A 17179-nucleotide genomic window follows, 5' to 3' on the forward strand; every position below is an offset into this window, starting at 1 on the left:
ATAAACAGGAGAATTTTAGCGGAATTTGGTGAGTGAGGTGTGAACTAAAGTGTAATGAGTTGATTAGCTATGGACGAGTGTTGAGATCACAAAATCCAATCCACTTAATAACCGGCACGGCCTTCTCATAATTGCCAATCTCAATTCGTGTGCAACTCGTGTAATCAATCTGCAATTGTTTGAATAGGGCAGGGTTGCGCCAATCCAGTTTTAGTATGTGAGCGATAATAATTCGGATAACGCCGCCGTGACAAATTATTGCGTGATGCCCAGATTTATTGTTGTTGATTAGTGATTCCCAGCTACCGATAACCCGCGCTGCGAAATCCGTTAGCGACTCACCTTCCGGTGGTTGCATGGAATGAGGTGATTCCCAGAAGGCTTCGATGTTTTTCCATTCATCGCCCAGCTCATCAAACGGGATTCCATCCCAGATACCGAAATCCATTTCTTGTAGATTGTCTTCAGTGTGCAACGGAATTTTATATTGCGCGGAAAATTCTTGTGCGACTTGGAAGCAGCGCAAACGTGGTGAACTGATTAGATGGTGGATGGGCGTTTGCATGTGCAGATTATTTAACGCGTGCGTTAAATCGTTATGGCCTGCTGCACTGAGTGCGATATCTGTGCGGCCGTAAAGCGCGGCGGGGCCTGCGACTTTTCCGTGCCTCACTAGTGTGATGATTGTAGAAGTCATTTGGTGTTGTCTTTTAATGCTAAAGGTAAACCGGCGGCGACAAACAATACTTTGTCAGCGATTTGTGCGAGTTGTTGATTTAATCGGCCTGCTTCATCCACAAATTTCCGGCTCACTTCACCCAGCGGAATTATTCCCAGCCCCACTTCATTCGCGACAAAAATTACATTGGCGTTGTTCGCACTCAGGCTATTAACAAGTTCATCAAACAACGCGGAAAAATCCTGTTCGGGATATTCAAATAATTGGTTGTTAAGCCACAATGTTAAACAGTCCACCATTATGGTTTGCGGCTGCTGTGTTTCTTCTTGCAGTGCGGAGGCTAAATTCAACGGGCATTCGCGCAGGCGCCATTCACTCGGGCGATTGTGCTGATGGTGCTCAATCCGCGTCGCCATCTCGTCATCTAACGCGGTTGCGGTGGCGATATACACCACTGGCAATGCGCCGGCACTTGCCAGCTCTTGTGCAATGCGCGATTTACCTGAGCGGGCGCCGCCTAACACTAACGTAATCATATTGGATCCAGTCATTTTGGATGTTGGAGCTTGAATAATAACCAGGCATCACCATAACCGTTAAACCAAGGCTGAGGGAAAATGCGATGTCCGATATTTATATTCAATTTGGTTTGGTTTTTGGGTTCTTTTTGGCGATATACATCGCGGTAAAGTTTATTGCGCATTTACGCAGAAAGCGACCTAATAAAGAGCTGTGGGCTACGATTTTTGAAGGTGTTACCCATAAAACAATGGACCTGGAACCGCTTAAACAGCCTGAAGTGTATATAGAGAAAAAAGCAAAACGGGATGGTCAGAATTACGATGAAGAAACTGGCGAAAAGCAGTATCACATCACCAAGTAATATTCAGTTGACCAAGATGAATTAGCAGTACTGCATAAATTACCATTTCACTAATCTGTTGCGCTGCGCCCAAACAATCGCCGGTATAACCGCCAATCTGTTTTTGAAAATAGGATTTTGCGGCGTATCGAACCACAATCAATGTGGCGATTATTAAAATCGCTTTTTGCCAATGCAGTAGAAAAAATATCGGCAAGCAGGTTGCCAATAAAATAACCAAATCGGTTTTGGATTGGTTATTTGCCAGCGGTTTGCTTTTGCTGCCATCATCATCGGCAACATAGCGCATATCAAATACCAAGCTCGCGGCGACTGCGCGCGATAGTGCATAGGCGATAAATATGCCCAGCGCGATTTGGGTGTTTTCAATCAGCAGAAGATACTTCCCCAGCAGTGCCATCACCAGCGCCGCTGCACCGTAAGTGCCGATGCGGCTGTCTTTCATAATGCTGATTTTTTTCTCGCGCACAAAGGCACCGCCAAATCCATCGGCGGTATCGGCAAGGCCATCTTCATGAAAAGCGCCGGTGAGTAGCAAACTAAAAACCATCGCCAGCCAGAGGCTAATGGAATTGGAAAAGAGATAATCGGCAGCAAGAAAAACCAGGGCAACTAATCCGCCCAACAGCCAACCGACTAGCGTGAAGTAGCGGCTCGCGCGGTTGAGGTTTTCCGCTGAGTAATCGATCCATGCAGGCATGGGGATGCGGCTAAAAAATCCCAGCGCGAGAAAAAATAAATTGAGCTGTTGCTTCACACTTTCACACCGGCACTTTCAAAGGTGGCCATCTGATTGTAAAAACTCACCGCCGCCTGAATGATCGGCATTGCGAGCGCAGCGCCGGTGCCTTCACCTAGACGCAAACCTAAATTCAACAGCGGTTTCGCATCCAACAAACGCAACATTAATTGATGGCCAGCTTCTTCCGATTGATGCGCGAAAATCATGTAGTCGCGCGCGTGTGGATTAATGGTTACCGCCAGTAGTGCAGCAGCAGTAACAATAAAACCATCCACCACAATCAACCGGCCTGCTTGCGCGGTGGCGAGCATAGCACCGCAGATTTGTGCGATTTCAAAACCACCCACTTCACACAAAATAGTGAGCGGCGATTTATCTTCAATGCGCGCTACCGCTTGAGTCACTAGCGCAATTTTTTTCGCGAGTTGTTGGTCATTAATACCGGTGCCCAAACCGACACACGTTTCTACCGGGGCATTACTGATGGCAGCCAGTATGGCCGCAGCAGAACTGCTATTGCCGATACCCATTTCACCAAAGGCTAATAAATTGGAACCTGCCGCGATTTCGCCTTCCGCAAATTCTTTTCCCAATATCAGCGCGCGCTCGGCTTGCGCCAGTGTCATCGCCGGTTCGTGGGCAAAATTGCGTGTGCCTGCGGCGATGCGCTGGGCGATCAATGCCGAGGGTGCAGGTTTGATTTCGTCTTTAATCCCGGCATCAATCACTTTGAGCGGGATATGGTTGGTGCGGCAAAAACAATTGATTGCGGCGCCGCCCGCTAAAAAATTGCGCACCATTTGTTGGGTGACACTGCTGGGGGCGATGCTGACACCTTCTTCTGCAATGCCGTGGTCGGCGGCGAATACCAACATGAGTGGCCGCTCAATGCTGAGGCGTTTGCGCTGTTGCACCAAGGCGATCTGCAGGGCGAGCTGTTCTAGCTGGCCGAGGGCGCCGAGAGGTTTGGTTTTTTGGTCGATGCGCTCCTGTATTTCAGGTATCAGGTCGCGATTTAGCGGCGCTATTTGCCAATCAAATGTCATAGCTCAGTTTCCTTTTGTGAGGCCGCGCAACTTATCATATCTGGCCATTTCTGACGGCTTATTTACCTGACTTTAAGTCGCTGCTAAGCCGTTACCCAATTCCCGGCGTATAATCGCGCCCTGTTTTTTCATCGATTTTGCTGAATACGTCTGGAGTTTGCCATGTTTGAATCCCTTCCTCTGTTACCTGCCGATCCTATCCTGGGATTAAGTATTGCCTACGCGAATGATACCAACCCGAACAAGGTCGATCTGGGCGTAGGGGTGTACAAAAATGATGCAGGGATAACGCCAATTATGAAGGCTGTGGCAGAGGCGGAAAAATTGCGCATCGCCCGCGAGACCAGCAAGGCGTACACGCCACCCGCGGGTTACCCCGGTGCCAACGAGGCTGTTATGAAGTTGATTTACGGCGCAGATCACCCGGCAGTAGCCGCCAAACGTGTGCGTACCATCCAGACTCCCGGCGGCTGTGGCGCTTTGCGCGTGGCGGCAGAGTTGATCCAGCGCGCCAAACCCGGCGCCAGTTTATGGGTGAGCATCCCTACCTGGGCGAACCATGTACCGCTATTGGGCAGTGCCGGTTTGAAGCTTCGCGAATATCCTTACTACGACTACAGCACCCACAGCATTGATTTTGCGGCTATGCTCGCCACCATCAACGAAATCCCGCGCGGTGATTTAATTTTGCTCCACGCCTGCTGCCACAACCCAAGCGGTGCGGATTTGTCGCGCGCGCAGTGGGACCACGTTGCCGATGTGTTGGAAGCGCGCGGTGTGATTCCGTTTATCGATATGGCTTACCAAGGTTTTGGTGAGGGCCTTGAAGAAGATACTTATGGCTTGCGTCTGATGGCGGCGCGTTTGCCGGAAGTAGTGATCGCAACATCGTTTTCCAAAAACTTTGGTTTATATCGCGAGCGCGCGGGTAGTTTGAGTTTGGTGTTTGCCGATGAGCAACAAGCTAACGCCGGTAACAGCCAATTGCTGAGCGTAACCCGCGCCTTGTATTCCATGCCGCCTGCGCACGGCGCCGCGCTGATCGATATTATTTTGCACAGCGATGAGCTGACCAAAGTCTGGAGTGATGAGCTGACGCTGATGCGCGAGCGTATCGCCGGTTTGCGTGTGCAATTGGTGCAATCGCTGAATGGTTTGCAGCAGGGGCGCGATTTCAGTTTTATCGCCCAAGAGCGCGGTATGTTTTCATTTTTGGGGTTGAGTGTGGAACAAGTGCATAAACTAAAAAGCGAATACAGCATTTATATGACCGATACTAGCCGCATCAGTGTGGCGGGTTTGAGCAAAGAGAAAATGGATTATGTGGCTAAGGCGATAGTGTCGGTGTTGTGAAGTAAGAGTATTTATCATGACAAGTGTAAAGCCCTCCGCTTTTCATGATTTTTTTGAGGGCGATTTACTTTAGGGAACGGAATATGTTTAAAAAAGCAATCACTGCCGCAGCACTTTTGTGTGCAATAAATGTCCATGCGGCAGACTTCTCATATAGCCATTTTGATATTGGCTTGGGGAAAGTTGAAATAGATAGCGATGGCGAAGAATACGATGGTGAGGTTCTGGGCTTGGGGCTGTCAGTTGCGCTGGGGAATATTTTTTACGTTACCGCCGATATTGGCCGGGCGAAGATTGAAGAATCCACCCAGACCACCACAGGGCTTGGGCTTGGTGTGCATGCGCCTTTGGGTAGCAGTACGAATATTTATGCTGAGGCAGGTTATGCCCGCGTTGATATCGAAGATGGTGAATGGAGTATTGATGACAACGGTACTGCGTATACGCTGGGTTTGCGTCAACAATTGGGTGAGAAATTTGAGCTTGGCGGCGGCGTAAGCCGTGTAGATGTATTTGACTCAGCCGACAATAGTTATTTTATTGAGGCGTTTTACAAAGCCAAAGAAAGCGTGGATGTTGGTGCGGAAATTTCCACGGCAGACGATGTTATGGGGTATGGCGTAAGCCTCCGTGTCAATTTCTAAGTCCTTTCTCGTTATTTAAATAAGTCGTCAATAAGCGGCGTTTAATCTTAAATAAACAGGGTGGAAAATTTCCGCCCTGTTTATTTAACGGCATAAAATTGCTTCAGTTGAAATTCAATTCTTTAATCCTTATGCGCTCCTAATGGCGATGCTGCTAAGCTCTCGCCTATGAACGCACTCACTTCTTCACAACAACTTCTGCGATATAGCATCGGCTTGGCGATTTGGTTGCTTGGCTGGTGCCTGTTGCTGTTTTTTGATGCTCATTTCGATCCCGTTAATCTCAGTCTGATTTTGGTGCTGACCTCTGCGCTTGCAGCGCTTTGGTTGCCGCTCAGTATGACCTTGCTGGCGAGTGTGGTTGGCTTGATGGCGTTTAACTGGAGCTTTGTCCCACCGCGCGGAACCTTCGCGATAGACCTTCATCAACACACAGTCTTGCTGGTTGCCATGATGTTGGTGAATATCATCATCGCGGGTTTGATGGTGTTTTTGCGTGAACAGTCGCGCCGCGCCCAGGCTTACGCCCATGCGGCCGAAGAGCTGCGTATTTGGGGCGATAAGCTGCGCGATGCCAGTGAACCCGGTTCGCTGCTGGAGGAATTGCATCAGGCGTTGGAGCCATTGTCTGTGGGAAAAGCAAACAATCATCCGGTGGCGTTGGTCGCCTTGAATAACCAGCTTCCGCCTACTAATCAGCCCTCCGCTTTACAACGCATAGGTAGCGTTAATCCTGAACATGAAGAAGCACTTTGGCACTGCTTGCGCACTGGCCAACCGTTAGGGCCGGGCACTGGGCACTATCAGGAGTTGGATGCACTTTATCTACCACTGCGCGGGCGCAGTATGACCTCGGGTGCGGCCTTGATTTCCGGCATCACCAGTGCCGATGAGTTTCCGGCACTGACCCAAGCCCAGGCGCTGTGCGACCAAATGGGTGCGGCCTTGGAGCGGCATCATATCCAACAGCAAGAGCGGCAAGCGCGCGACCAAGCTCAGGCGCAAACGGTGCGCAACACTTTATTGGCTGCTATCTCCCACGATTACCGCACGCCGCTCGCAACCATCATGGGTGCCGCATCTTCCCTTGATCAGCAAAGCGAACGCCTTTCCGAAACGCAACGCCAACAGTTAGCGCACAGCATTGTGGAGGAAGCCGATCGCCTGCGCCGTTTGACCAGCAACGTATTACAACTGGCGCGGCTGGATGCGATTGGTGGCAACATTCAAGGCGATTGGGAATCGGCCGAGGAAATCATCGGCAGTGTAATGCGCCGTATGCGCAGCCATGATCCGCAGCAACGTCTGAGTGCAAAACTTGCACCTGATTTACCACTCTTGTGGGGCGACTCGTTACTGCTATCGCAACTGCTGGAAAACCTGATCGACAATGCGCTCAAATACAGCCCGCCGGAATCGCCGATAAATGTGTCTGCTCATTTAGACAAACACCATTTGGTCTTGGCTGTGCGCGATCAGGGTACCGGTATTGCCGCAGCGGATTATGAGCAGATATTTGAGGTTTTCCAGCGTGGCGACCACCGTAAACCTGGCGGTGCCGGCGGAACGGGAATTGGCTTGGCGCTGTGCCGCGCTATAGCCCGCGCCCACGGTGGTGAACTGGAGTTCCATGCCACAGCTACCGGTGCCAGTTTTGAATGCCATTTGCCGCTGCGCGCCCAACCCGCTAATCCGGAAAGCCATTTATGAGTTTGCGTTTGTTATTGGTGGAAGACGACCGCGAACTGCGCGCAACCCTGCGCGAAGCACTGTTGGTTGAGGGTTACCAAGTGCTCACGGCGGCGAGTTTGGCCGAAGCGATTGCGATGTACGGCCAAACGCAATTGGAGGAAGCGAGCACACCGGCGTTTGATTTGATCCTGCTGGATTTAGGTTTACCGGATGGCGATGGCGGCGATTTGTTGGTGAAGCTCAGGCGCAAACAATCGACGCCGGTGATTATCATCTCCGCCCGCGAAGCCGAGGGGCAGAAAATCCACCTTTTGGATGAAGGTGCCGATGATTATCTGGTGAAACCTTTTAGCATCGGCGAATTGCTCGCGCGTATGCGGGTGGCGCTGCGTCATCGCGGCAATCAGGTGCGTGCGGCGGTCACTCGCTATGAGCAGGGTGATCTGGTGATTGATCTCGCCAATCATCGCGTTAGCCGCAAGGGTGATGCCGTCCATCTAACCCCCACCGAATTTAATTTGCTGGCGCGGCTGGTGCGCAGCGCGGGGCAGGTAGTAACCCATCGCCAGTTATTGGTGGATGTGTGGGGGCAGGAATATCTGGAGCACACCCATTATCTGCGGCTCTATATGGGACAGCTGCGCGCCAAACTGGAAGATAATCCGGCAGAGCCGCAGTTATTGCTGACTGAGCCGGGAGTGGGGTATCGCCTGCTGGATACCGAAAGCTGATTCGGTTTCGGTAATACTTATGCGATCCTGATGCGCGATTGGGAACACTGGCAATGTTTTCATTGCATAGGTTTTTCCCATGACTGTCTCCTCTTCATTACCCATCGAACCCAATTCTTCATCCCCCTCAACGCCCGCACGTCAAGGTATGGCCGCGCTGACTTTGGCTGCCATCGGTGTTGTCTATGGTGATATTGGCACCAGCCCGCTGTACACGGTAAAAGAAATTTTTGCTCCGGCGACTGGAGTACCTTTGGATGCGACTCATATTGTCGGCGCCGTATCCACCATCTTTTGGGCGTTGATGCTAGTGGTAACGCTGAAATACGTGATCCTGATTTTGCGGGCAGACAATCGCGGCGAAGGCGGCTCACTTGCGCTGACGGCGCTTGCTGCCAAAACTGCCAGCACCAATCCACAATTGCGCCGTATCATCCTGATGATTGGACTGTTCGGAGCCACGCTGTTTTATGGCGATAGCATTATCACGCCAGCGATTTCTGTTCTGGGTGCGATGGAAGGATTGGAGGTGGCGACTCCGGCGCTAAAACCGTTGGTTGTCCCGATTACCTTGGCGATTCTGATCAGTTTATTTCTGGTGCAGCGCTTTGGTACGGGCGCCATGGGTAAAGTGTTTGGTCCCATAGTGACTATTTGGTTTTTGATGCTGGCGGTATCGGGCATTGCCCATATTATCGCTCAGCCTGCAATTCTTGCTGCGCTTAACCCACTGGAGGCTTGGAATTTTCTCGCGGGGCGCGGCTGGTATGTATTTGCCGCGATTGGTGCAATCGTGTTGGCACTGACCGGTGCTGAGGCGCTCTACGCTGATATGGGTCACTTCGGGCGCAAGCCGATCCAGATCGCCTGGACCTATCTGGTATTGCCATCGCTCGCACTGAATTACATGGGGCAGGGCGCACTCTTATTGGCTGATCCAACGGCTATCGCTAATCCTTTTTATAAACTCTTCCCGCAAACCCTGATTTGGCCTGCGCTGATTATTGCGACTATGGCTGCGATTATTGCATCGCAAGCGGTAATTTCCGGTGCTTACTCAATGACAAGGCAAGCAATCCAGTTGGGATTTTTACCGCGCATGACAGTGCAACATACGTCGGCGCGGGAATCCGGCCAGATTTATATGCCTGCGGTAAATTGGATGTTGTTGGTCGGTGTGATTGCGGTAGTGTTATTTTTTGGTAGCTCATCCGGATTGGCGGGTGCTTACGGTATTGCAGTGACGGTCACTATGGCAACAACAACTTGCCTGACTTTTTTTGTGGTGCGCGGCCGCTGGAAATTACCGCTGCCAATCGCAATCGGTGCAACGCTGTTCTTTTTGGCGGTCGATATTTTTCTGGTTGCAGGTTGCGCGCTTAAGTTTTTAGACGGCGGTTGGTTTTCGCTATTAGTCGCAGCAGTGTTGTTTTTAATCATGAGCACCTGGCAGCGCGGCCGGACGATTGTGATGCAATGTATCCATCGCGACGGTTTGGAATTAGGCGCTTTTCTTCCCACCTTGCGGCCAGAAGAAATTCAGCGCGCCGCACGGGTAGCTGTGTATATGGTGGCCGATGCATCTACCGTTCCCCAGGCATTGCTGCATAACCTGAAGCACAATCAGGTACTGCATGAACGCAATTTAATATTAACCGTACAATTTAAAGATGTGCCATGGGTGGGCGAGGATGAGCGCATCCAACTGGAGGAGTTGGGTAATAGTTTCTGGCGCGTGACCGTCAACTTTGGCTTTATGGATGCACCCGATGTGCCGCGCGCGTTGAAACTCTGTGAGCGCTACGGGTTAACCATCCCGCATTTCCAAACCAGTTACTTCTTAAGCCGCGAGTCGATTGTCTCCACACCCGGTGGTGGTATGGCGCCTTGGCGCGAGCGCTTGTTTGCCGCTATGACGCGCAATGCCGGCGGCGTAGTGGAGTTCTTCCGTTTGCCCGATAACGCGGTGATTGAATTGGGTACACGGGTACAGATTTGAATGATTTTTTTTAAATTAAAAACCGGGATGTAACAATTACACCTTATAAATTCTTTTAGAAAGGCCGCAAATATGCGGCCTTTTCTTTTTATAGGTTATGACTATCGAATGCTTATCTAATATAAATTTAACTAATTCAATCGTTTTGAACTAAGGTTGTCTTGTCCGCGAAAGAGGTTAAACAGCCGCTGCCAGTGCAGGGTTTTGTTTTCCCCCCTAATCGAATCAACCCTTGCGATAAAACCAGCATAAATCAGGAGAAAATTATGGATAACAACCAATCAGCAGGTAAATGCCCGGTGATGCACGGCGGTAATACTACGTCGAGCAAGTCCAATACGGCCTGGTGGCCGAATGCCTTGAACCTCGACATCCTGCATCAACACGACCGCAAGACCAACCCGCTTGGCGATGAGTTCAACTACGCCGAAGAATTTAAAAAGCTCGACCTACAAGCCGTTAAAAACGATCTCAAAGCTCTGATGACTGACAGCCAGGCTTGGTGGCCTGCGGATTGGGGTCACTACGGCGGTTTAATGATTCGTTTGGCCTGGCACTCCGCCGGTAGTTACCGCATAGCCGACGGCCGTGGCGGTGCAGGTACTGGCAACCAACGTTTTGCCCCACTCAACAGCTGGCCGGACAATGGCAATTTGGATAAAGCCCGCCGCCTCTTGTGGCCGATCAAAAAGAAATACGGCAACAAGCTGTCCTGGGCGGATTTGATGATCCTTGCGGGCAATATGGCCTATGAATCGATGGGTTTGAAAACCTTTGGTTTTGCGGGCGGCCGCGAAGATATTTGGCATCCTGAAAAAGATATTTACTGGGGCGCCGAGAAAGAATGGTTAGCAAAAAGCGGTGGTGAAGGTACACGTTACTCCGGTGAACGCGATCTTGAAAACCCGCTCGCAGCGGTGATGATGGGTTTGATTTATGTGAATCCGGAAGGTGTAGATGGCAATCCCGATCCACAAAAAACCGCCAACGATATTCGCATCACCTTCGCACGCATGGCAATGAACGATGAAGAAACTGTCGCCCTCACCGCTGGCGGCCACACCGTCGGTAAAGCGCACGGTAATGGCAGCGCTGCGAACCTAGGGCCAGAGCCGGAGGCCGCTGATGTGGAAGAGCAGGGCTTGGGTTGGAATAACCACAAAACCCGTGGTATTGGCCGCGATACAGTGACCAGCGGTATCGAAGGTGCATGGACTACCAATCCTACCCAATGGGATAACGGTTACTTTGAAATGCTGTTAAACCAAGAATGGGAGCTGACCAAGAGCCCGGCAGGTGCATGGCAGTGGAAACCGATCAATATCAAAGAAGAAGATAAACCCGTCGATGTAGAAGACTCGTCGATTCGCTGCATGCCGCTGATGACGGATGCGGATATGGCGATGAAAGTGGACCCGGAATATCGCAAAATTTCCGAGCGCTTTGCTAAAGATCAGGCCTACTTTTCAGAAGTCTTTGCGCGCGCATGGTTTAAATTAACCCACCGCGATTTGGGGCCAAAAGTACGTTACCTGGGTGCCGATGTGCCGGTGGAAGATTTGATTTGGCAAGATCCGGTTCCCTCAGTGGATTACATCCTGAGCAGTGCTGAAGTTTCTGAACTGAAAGCTAAAATTCTTGCCAGCGGTTTGAGTGTGTCTGAGTTGGTTGCCACTGCATGGGACAGTGCCCGCACTTTCCGCGGTTCGGATTTCCGCGGTGGAGCTAACGGTGCACGCATTCGTTTAGCACCGCAAAAAGACTGGGAAGGTAATGAGCCTGCGCGTTTGCAAAAAGTACTGGGTGTACTGGCGGGAATCCAATCCGAATCAGGCAAAAAAGTCAGCATCGCTGATTTGATTGTACTTGGTGGATCTGCAGCGATTGAAAAAGCGGCGAAAGATGCGGGTTTCGATATTGCAGTGCCCTTTGCTCCCGGTCGCGGTGACGCTACCGAAGCGCAAACCGATGCAGAATCTTTTGCACCACTGGAGCCAATTCACGATGGTTTCCGCAACTGGGTGCAAAAAGATTATGTCGTGCAACCAGAAGAGCTGCTATTGGATCGCGCCCAGCTGATGGGCTTAACGGCACCGGAAATGACGGTGTTAATTGGCGGTCTACGTGTATTGGGAACCAATCACGGCGATAGTAAACACGGCGTGTTTACAGAGAAAGTTGGCGTGTTGAGCAATGACTTTTTCGTCAATCTTACTGACATGAACTACCAGTGGAAGCCCACGGGTAAAAACAGCTACAACATTGTCGAGCGCAACACCGGCAATGTGAAATGGACTGCAACGCGCGTGGATTTGGTGTTTGGTTCCAACTCCGTTTTGCGTTCTTACGCTGAAGTTTACGCACAAGATGATAACCGCGAGAAGTTTGTGAAAGACTTTGTGAAAACCTGGGTGAAAGTGATGAATGCAGATCGGTTTGATTTGAAATAATTATTAGTGTAAAAACAAAAAGGGGCGATGAAAAATTCATCGCCCCTTTTTTACTCCTCGTGAAAATTATTTCAATTGGAATTCAATTTTCTTAAAGCTTAAATCAGCTTCTTTGAAGGTTTCCGGAATGCTTGTGCTCCAAGAGCTAATGTCACCTCGCAGTACTGCACCGCTTTTAGTCTCACCAACAAATTGGATGCCTGCAATAGTCTTACTGCTCAGTTCTGAGAAGGGTCTGTCAGCGCAATTGTAGTTAGCTTCCAGGCAATGCTTCATTCCGCTCATCGGAATAGTGACTCTAATCCATTTATCCCCGAGCGCCGATTGGTCCAACTGGATAATTTTCTTTGCCATCCATGTAGAGGCTGTTTTACCGTCGTAAATAACAATGCCTATATTGACCTTGCCGTCTTCCAGGTTCTCGACCGCATCAGGTTTTTTGGGATCTAAGTAGCTTGTATAGATGGTTTTTAAACTCGCTACGCTGGGAATGCTGGTTTTGGCGTTGTTGATTTTTACATCAACTGTCAAGCTTTCGATGTCACCGAATTTGTATCCGTATGCAAGGATATTACGTTCAAAACCGTTGGAGTGCTGGTGATCCCAATCATTGATTTTTTTCACAAGTAACATATCAAGCGTATCAACACTGTTACAGCTGCTGTTTACTTTGGCGTTGTTGTTGAAGTTGTAATTGCTGCCCGCCAATTTCAAATTGGTCCACTCGGTGGTGCTGCCATTAGTGGCATGGTTCCATCCGCTAAAGTTCAAACTGGACAGACTTTGGTTTTGTACACCGCTATCGTAGTCAGCAAAAATCGCAAAGGTTTTATTGGCAGCGCCGATGCCGACACCGCAGTTATCAATTGCTGCAACTGAGTAGTTGGCGTAGACAGTCGCGGTTTGGGTGCTTTCGGTTCCTGCCACTGAACTTGAAGCTGCGCTACTGGACGCATCCGCTGAACTGGCCGGTGCGATTGAACTTGCTGCCAATGAGCTGGCTGGAGTGGAGCTTGGGGCTACAGAGCTGGGTGCTACTGAACTGGCTGCGGTCGAGCTGGGCACGGGGGATGGTGCGGGTTTACTGCCTCCGCCACCTCCACCGCCGCAGGCGGTTAAGCTGATGAGCACAACAGGTAGGGCGCAGGTCTTGATCAGGGATTGCATGATTATTCAAATTCTCCGTTTTTGTTATCGTGGGAATATTATGATCGCGAATGTAACAAGCTTTAAAAGATGCTCTTTGAAAGCGCTATCTTTATGGGTGATTTGGCTATTTTTATTGACGTCGCCTAAATCAGTGCACGCGACTATATAGGCGGGACTGACGGCGGTAAATGATTGGTGATTGCGCTAACACAGATAGCACAAAAACTCTCATGCTCGCGTGCTGGGTAGGATATGTATCCGCTAATGGATGATCGATACCAGCCCTAAGGGTGTTAAATCATCAGGCTGGTGGTTATAACAGTAGGGGTTAGCGCTGCTGCTGGGTTTTGGGTTCGTTCTCCATCCGCATTTGCTCCAGCGGCAAGGCTGTCAGGTCTTCGGCATTTTCGGCGATAGGTTCAACCAGCGGATAATCGAGCTTCAGTACTGCTTTTTGCAGGATAAGCGTGTTCGGGTAGGTGATCAGGTTGCCATCGGGGCGCTGCAAAATCACATGGAACATACTGATTTCCACGATGATACCGCTCATATCGTCGTCTTTATCGAGAATTTTGATGCGATCATTTACTTTGTAGGGGAAGCCGAAAAAGATGATCATGCTGGCAGTGACGTTACTTAAAATCGACCACTGGGCAAATAGTGCGATGCCGACAACAGCGAAGATGGACGATAAAAATACCGAGATCTCGCTGTAACCCAGCCCCAAAATCAAACACATGACAACGAGACAGCAAAACACCATGCCGATTTTCATCAGTCGGGTGATGTAGAGAACACGTAAATCGCCCAAGGCCCGGCGCACACTGACATCGTGAATAATCTTGTCCAGCAATTTGGTGGCGAGATAAAACGCCACTAAACAACCGAACACGATCAGTAATTTTGAAAACACTGAGTGGGTCATAATCTCTTCTATACGGGGAAAGCTATCCACATTGGCACCTGCGTTGATGATTCAAGGGGCGACTGCCATACTTCAGCGATCGCCGCATTTCACAATGATAATTGCGCGGCATTATACCGGCTGAAAGACTGAACGAGCGCTTTATGAAACCTTTGTTGTGCATCGCCCATCGCGGCGGCCCCCAATTTATCCAATCCACACTGCCTGAAAACAGCTTGGCTGCTATTACGCGCGCGCTGGAACTCGGTGTCTATGCGGTTGAAATCGATATATTCCAGATTGAAGGTGAGTTGCTCGTCACCCACGACCGTCGCTTGGGGCGCGTGGTGTCGGGGCAGGGGATAATTACTGAACAGCCTTTGGCTTATCTGCGCGAGCAACGGCTCGAGAACGGTGAACCTATTCCCACCTTGCAACAGGTGTTGGAGCTCGTGGGCGATAGAGCCTTGCTCAACATCGAAATCAAAGGCGCCAATTCGGTGCCGACATTAAAACGCGTGTTGGATGAGTATGTAACTTCGAAGCAAGGTAATTACGAGCAGTACACCATTTCGAGTTTTGATCATCAGCAATTATTTGAATGTCTTCAGCAGATGCCGCAAATAAAACGTGGCGTATTAATTGAGGGCATCCCGCTGGATTACGCTGCTTGCTGCGCACCACTCAACGCCTATTCGTTTAATACCCATTTGAGTTTTCTCACCCCGGAATTAATTCAGGATGCCCAAAAACGCGGTTTAAAAAATTGGGTATACACCGTCAACCATGAAGATGATTGGAAAGCCATGATGGCGCTCGGTGTTGATGCAGTATTCACTGATAAACCGGATCAGTTGCTTGCATTTCAGGCGCAGAATAAACATCCGTAGTTGCAATGCAGTTTTCCCAAAGATGTCGATCCAATAATTCTTATTCGATATAGGGCTGTTATGAAAAAACGTTCCGAAGTAGTTATGCTCGGTTTGCTGCGCACTGTAGTGATCAGTGCATCAGTGTTAATGATTGCCTGTGGTGGTGGTGGTGGGGGTGGGGGAACTATGAATCCTACTGGTTCATCGGCTGTTGCTATTGCGTCCAGCACATCCGCTTCCAGTCTCGCCCCGGCATCCAGCCTTGCATCAATCGCATCCAGTCGCTCATCAATAGCATCAAGCGCAGCAATCGCAAAAATTCCAACGCCGGATTTAACACCTGATCCCGCTTTGCCAATCAAAGACAGTCCAAATTACACCAGTGCTAAAGAGGCTGCGCGCTTTTTGGCGCAGACTACTTTTGGACCGACTGCCAAAGATATTGATCGTATCGTTCGCATTGGCAAAACCGCGTGGTTGGATGAACAATTTAGTAAACCCCAGACCAAACACCTGCTATTACTTGATCAGCGCTTTGAACAAATTGGTTTTGTTGTACAGCCGGAACAAGATGATAGCGATGAAGGTTATCTGCGCGATTTGCAGCGCAGCGATATCTGGTGGGAAGTTGCACTCTGGGGTGAGGACCAATTGCGCCAGCGTATCGCCTATTCACTCAGCCAGATTTTAGTTATTTCCAATGTGTCTGATGTGTTGTACAACGATACGCGCGGAATCGCAAATTATCAGGATATTCTCGCCCAGCACGCATTCGGGAATTATCGCGATCTGCTAAAAGCCGTTACGCTCAATCCCATGATGGGTGAATACCTGAGCATGGTGCGCAATGAAAAAGCGGATTCCAACCGCAATATTCGCCCCGACGAAAATTACGCGCGTGAATTGATGCAATTATTCACGATTGGCTTGGTGCACTTGAATCTCGATGGCAGCGTCAAGTTAGATGCACAAGGCAACCCCATTCCCACCTACGATCAAACCACGGTGAAAGAGTTGGCGCGCGTGTTTACCGGTTGGAATATGGCGACGATAAAAAATTGGTGGGAGTGGACCGAGAGCGGCGCTAGCGAAATCCTGCCGATGAAATCATTCGATAATTATCACGATTTTAATGCAAAGATGTTGTTTGGTGATAAACCTATCCCTGCGGACAAAACGCCGGAGCAGGATATAGATGCCGCGCTGGATATTATTTTTACCCATCCCAACGTAGCCCCTTTTATTGGCAAGCAATTAATCCAGCGGTTGGTAACCAGTAATCCATCACCCGCGTATGTGACCCGTGTTGCCACTGTTTTTAACGATAATGGGCAGGGTGTCAAAGGCGATATGAAAGCCGTAGTGCGCGCGATTATATTGGATGACGAGGCGCAAAATGGTTATAAAAATTCCCCGTCAACTTTTGGGAAGTTGCGCGAACCTTTATTAAAAACCACACACTTGTGGCGCGCTTTTAAAGGCACAGGTACACCCACCAAATTGGAAAATAATACGGTGACGCCACCGCGCCTTCGCTTTTATGGTTCAGGCCGTTTAATGGGGCAGCGTCCTTACGGATCATTCTCGGTATTCAATTTTTATCGCCCGGAATACCAACACCCGGGTGAACTAAAAAATGCCAATATGAATTCACCCGAATTCCAGATTCTCACCGAAAGTATGATTATGTCCAAGGCCTCCACCTTGAGCAGTGCTATCTTCTGGCGCGACACGCCCCACGATTGGTTAGAGCCAACCATTGATGGCAACTGGGATGTGTTTTCGCCGCGCCTGCATTTGGATCGTGAGCGTGAACTCAGTAAAAATCCGGCGGAACTGTTGGATCATTTAAATTTGATTTTGATGGCGGGGCAAATGAGCGAGCAGATGTACGAGCTTATTTTGAATCATCTCAATGCCAATAAGGTCGATCCCACGTGGGATGAGACCGGGCAAATGTGGGCGCGCGACATGCTGGTTTACGAAGCTATGTTCCTGGTTGTGGCCTCACCTGAATACGCGGCGCAGAGATAAT

At 49.9% G+C, this 17179-nt stretch carries 15 protein-coding genes; 9 read left to right on the top strand and 6 right to left on the bottom strand.

The genetic code is table 11. From position 1 onward, the window contains the following. Positions 1–67: 67 nt before the first annotated feature. Together J2X05_RS19210 and cobU are read right to left on the bottom strand one after the other, a co-directional pair. A complete protein-coding gene (locus tag J2X05_RS19210; RefSeq protein WP_310075655.1) occupies positions 68–697 on the bottom strand; it encodes a histidine phosphatase family protein in 630 nt (209 codons plus the stop codon). Continuing rightward, entirely contained in the window at positions 694–1215 is a 522-nt protein-coding gene (cobU, locus tag J2X05_RS19215; protein ID WP_310075656.1) for a bifunctional adenosylcobinamide kinase/adenosylcobinamide-phosphate guanylyltransferase, read from the bottom strand. Before cobU ends, J2X05_RS19210 begins: the two co-directional genes overlap by 4 nt. Positions 1216–1301: 86 nt before the next feature. Between cobU and J2X05_RS19220 the strand changes: the two genes are divergently transcribed. Continuing rightward, positions 1302–1562, top strand: coding sequence for a hypothetical protein (locus J2X05_RS19220; RefSeq protein ID WP_310075657.1), 261 nt, complete (start codon positions 1302–1304; stop codon positions 1560–1562). Here the strand turns inward: J2X05_RS19220 and J2X05_RS19225 are convergent. Together J2X05_RS19225 and cobT are read right to left on the bottom strand one after the other, a co-directional pair. Then, on the bottom strand, positions 1552–2319 hold the full coding sequence (locus tag J2X05_RS19225; RefSeq protein WP_310075658.1) for an adenosylcobinamide-GDP ribazoletransferase: 768 nt from the start codon (positions 2317–2319) through the stop codon (positions 1552–1554). The genes J2X05_RS19220 and J2X05_RS19225 overlap by 11 nt on opposite strands. Beyond that, positions 2316–3350, bottom strand: coding sequence for a nicotinate-nucleotide--dimethylbenzimidazole phosphoribosyltransferase (gene cobT / locus J2X05_RS19230; protein WP_310075660.1), 1035 nt, complete (start codon positions 3348–3350; stop codon positions 2316–2318). The genes J2X05_RS19225 and cobT overlap by 4 nt, the downstream gene beginning before the upstream one ends. 162 nt (positions 3351–3512) lie before the next feature. Here cobT and J2X05_RS19235 point away from each other — a divergent pair, with 162 nt between their 5' ends. From J2X05_RS19235 to katG, 6 genes are all read left to right on the top strand, one after another. Next, positions 3513–4703 carry an amino acid aminotransferase gene (locus J2X05_RS19235; RefSeq protein ID WP_310075661.1) on the top strand — a complete coding sequence of 397 codons (1191 nt, stop codon included), beginning with the start codon at positions 3513–3515 and terminating at the stop codon, positions 4701–4703. Between the two features lie 83 nt (positions 4704–4786). Continuing rightward, a complete protein-coding gene (locus tag J2X05_RS19240; RefSeq protein ID WP_310075663.1) occupies positions 4787–5347 on the top strand; it encodes an outer membrane beta-barrel protein in 561 nt (186 codons plus the stop codon). Between the two features lie 168 nt (positions 5348–5515). Next, positions 5516–7057, top strand: coding sequence for an ATP-binding protein (locus J2X05_RS19245; protein WP_310075664.1), 1542 nt, complete (start codon positions 5516–5518; stop codon positions 7055–7057). Beyond that, entirely contained in the window at positions 7054–7770 is a 717-nt protein-coding gene (locus J2X05_RS19250; RefSeq protein WP_310075666.1) for a response regulator, read from the top strand. Before J2X05_RS19245 ends, J2X05_RS19250 begins: the two co-directional genes overlap by 4 nt. 79 nt (positions 7771–7849) lie before the next feature. Next, complete coding sequence (locus J2X05_RS19255; protein WP_310075667.1) at positions 7850–9769, top strand: potassium transporter Kup; 1920 nt, start codon at positions 7850–7852, stop codon at positions 9767–9769. A 266-nt stretch (positions 9770–10035) separates the two neighbouring features. Continuing rightward, positions 10036–12219 (top strand): catalase/peroxidase HPI, encoded by a 2184-nt coding sequence (katG, locus tag J2X05_RS19260; RefSeq protein ID WP_374725286.1) that lies wholly within the window; start codon positions 10036–10038, stop codon positions 12217–12219. A 66-nt stretch (positions 12220–12285) separates the two neighbouring features. Here the strand turns inward: katG and J2X05_RS19265 are convergent, their stop codons facing one another. Then, positions 12286–13386: a hypothetical protein gene (locus J2X05_RS19265; RefSeq protein WP_310075668.1), complete on the bottom strand. Its 1101-nt coding sequence runs from the start codon at positions 13384–13386 to the stop codon at positions 12286–12288. Between the two features lie 310 nt (positions 13387–13696). Further along, the gene (locus tag J2X05_RS19270; protein WP_310075669.1) at positions 13697–14323 is read right to left on the bottom strand and encodes a mechanosensitive ion channel domain-containing protein; all 627 of its coding nucleotides are present in this window, start codon (positions 14321–14323) and stop codon (positions 13697–13699) included. Between the two features lie 113 nt (positions 14324–14436). On the opposite strand from J2X05_RS19270, the gene J2X05_RS19275 reads away from it, so the two are divergent. Together J2X05_RS19275 and J2X05_RS19280 are read left to right on the top strand one after the other, a co-directional pair. Then, complete coding sequence (locus J2X05_RS19275) at positions 14437–15162, top strand: glycerophosphodiester phosphodiesterase (RefSeq protein ID WP_310075671.1); 726 nt, start codon at positions 14437–14439, stop codon at positions 15160–15162. A 60-nt stretch (positions 15163–15222) separates the two neighbouring features. Further along, positions 15223–17178, top strand: coding sequence for a DUF1800 domain-containing protein (locus J2X05_RS19280; protein ID WP_310075673.1), 1956 nt, complete (start codon positions 15223–15225; stop codon positions 17176–17178). Position 17179 lies beyond the last annotated feature (1 nt).

Source organism: Cellvibrio fibrivorans (assembly GCF_031457055.1).
GTDB classification, from domain to species: domain Bacteria; phylum Pseudomonadota; class Gammaproteobacteria; order Pseudomonadales; family Cellvibrionaceae; genus Cellvibrio; species Cellvibrio fibrivorans.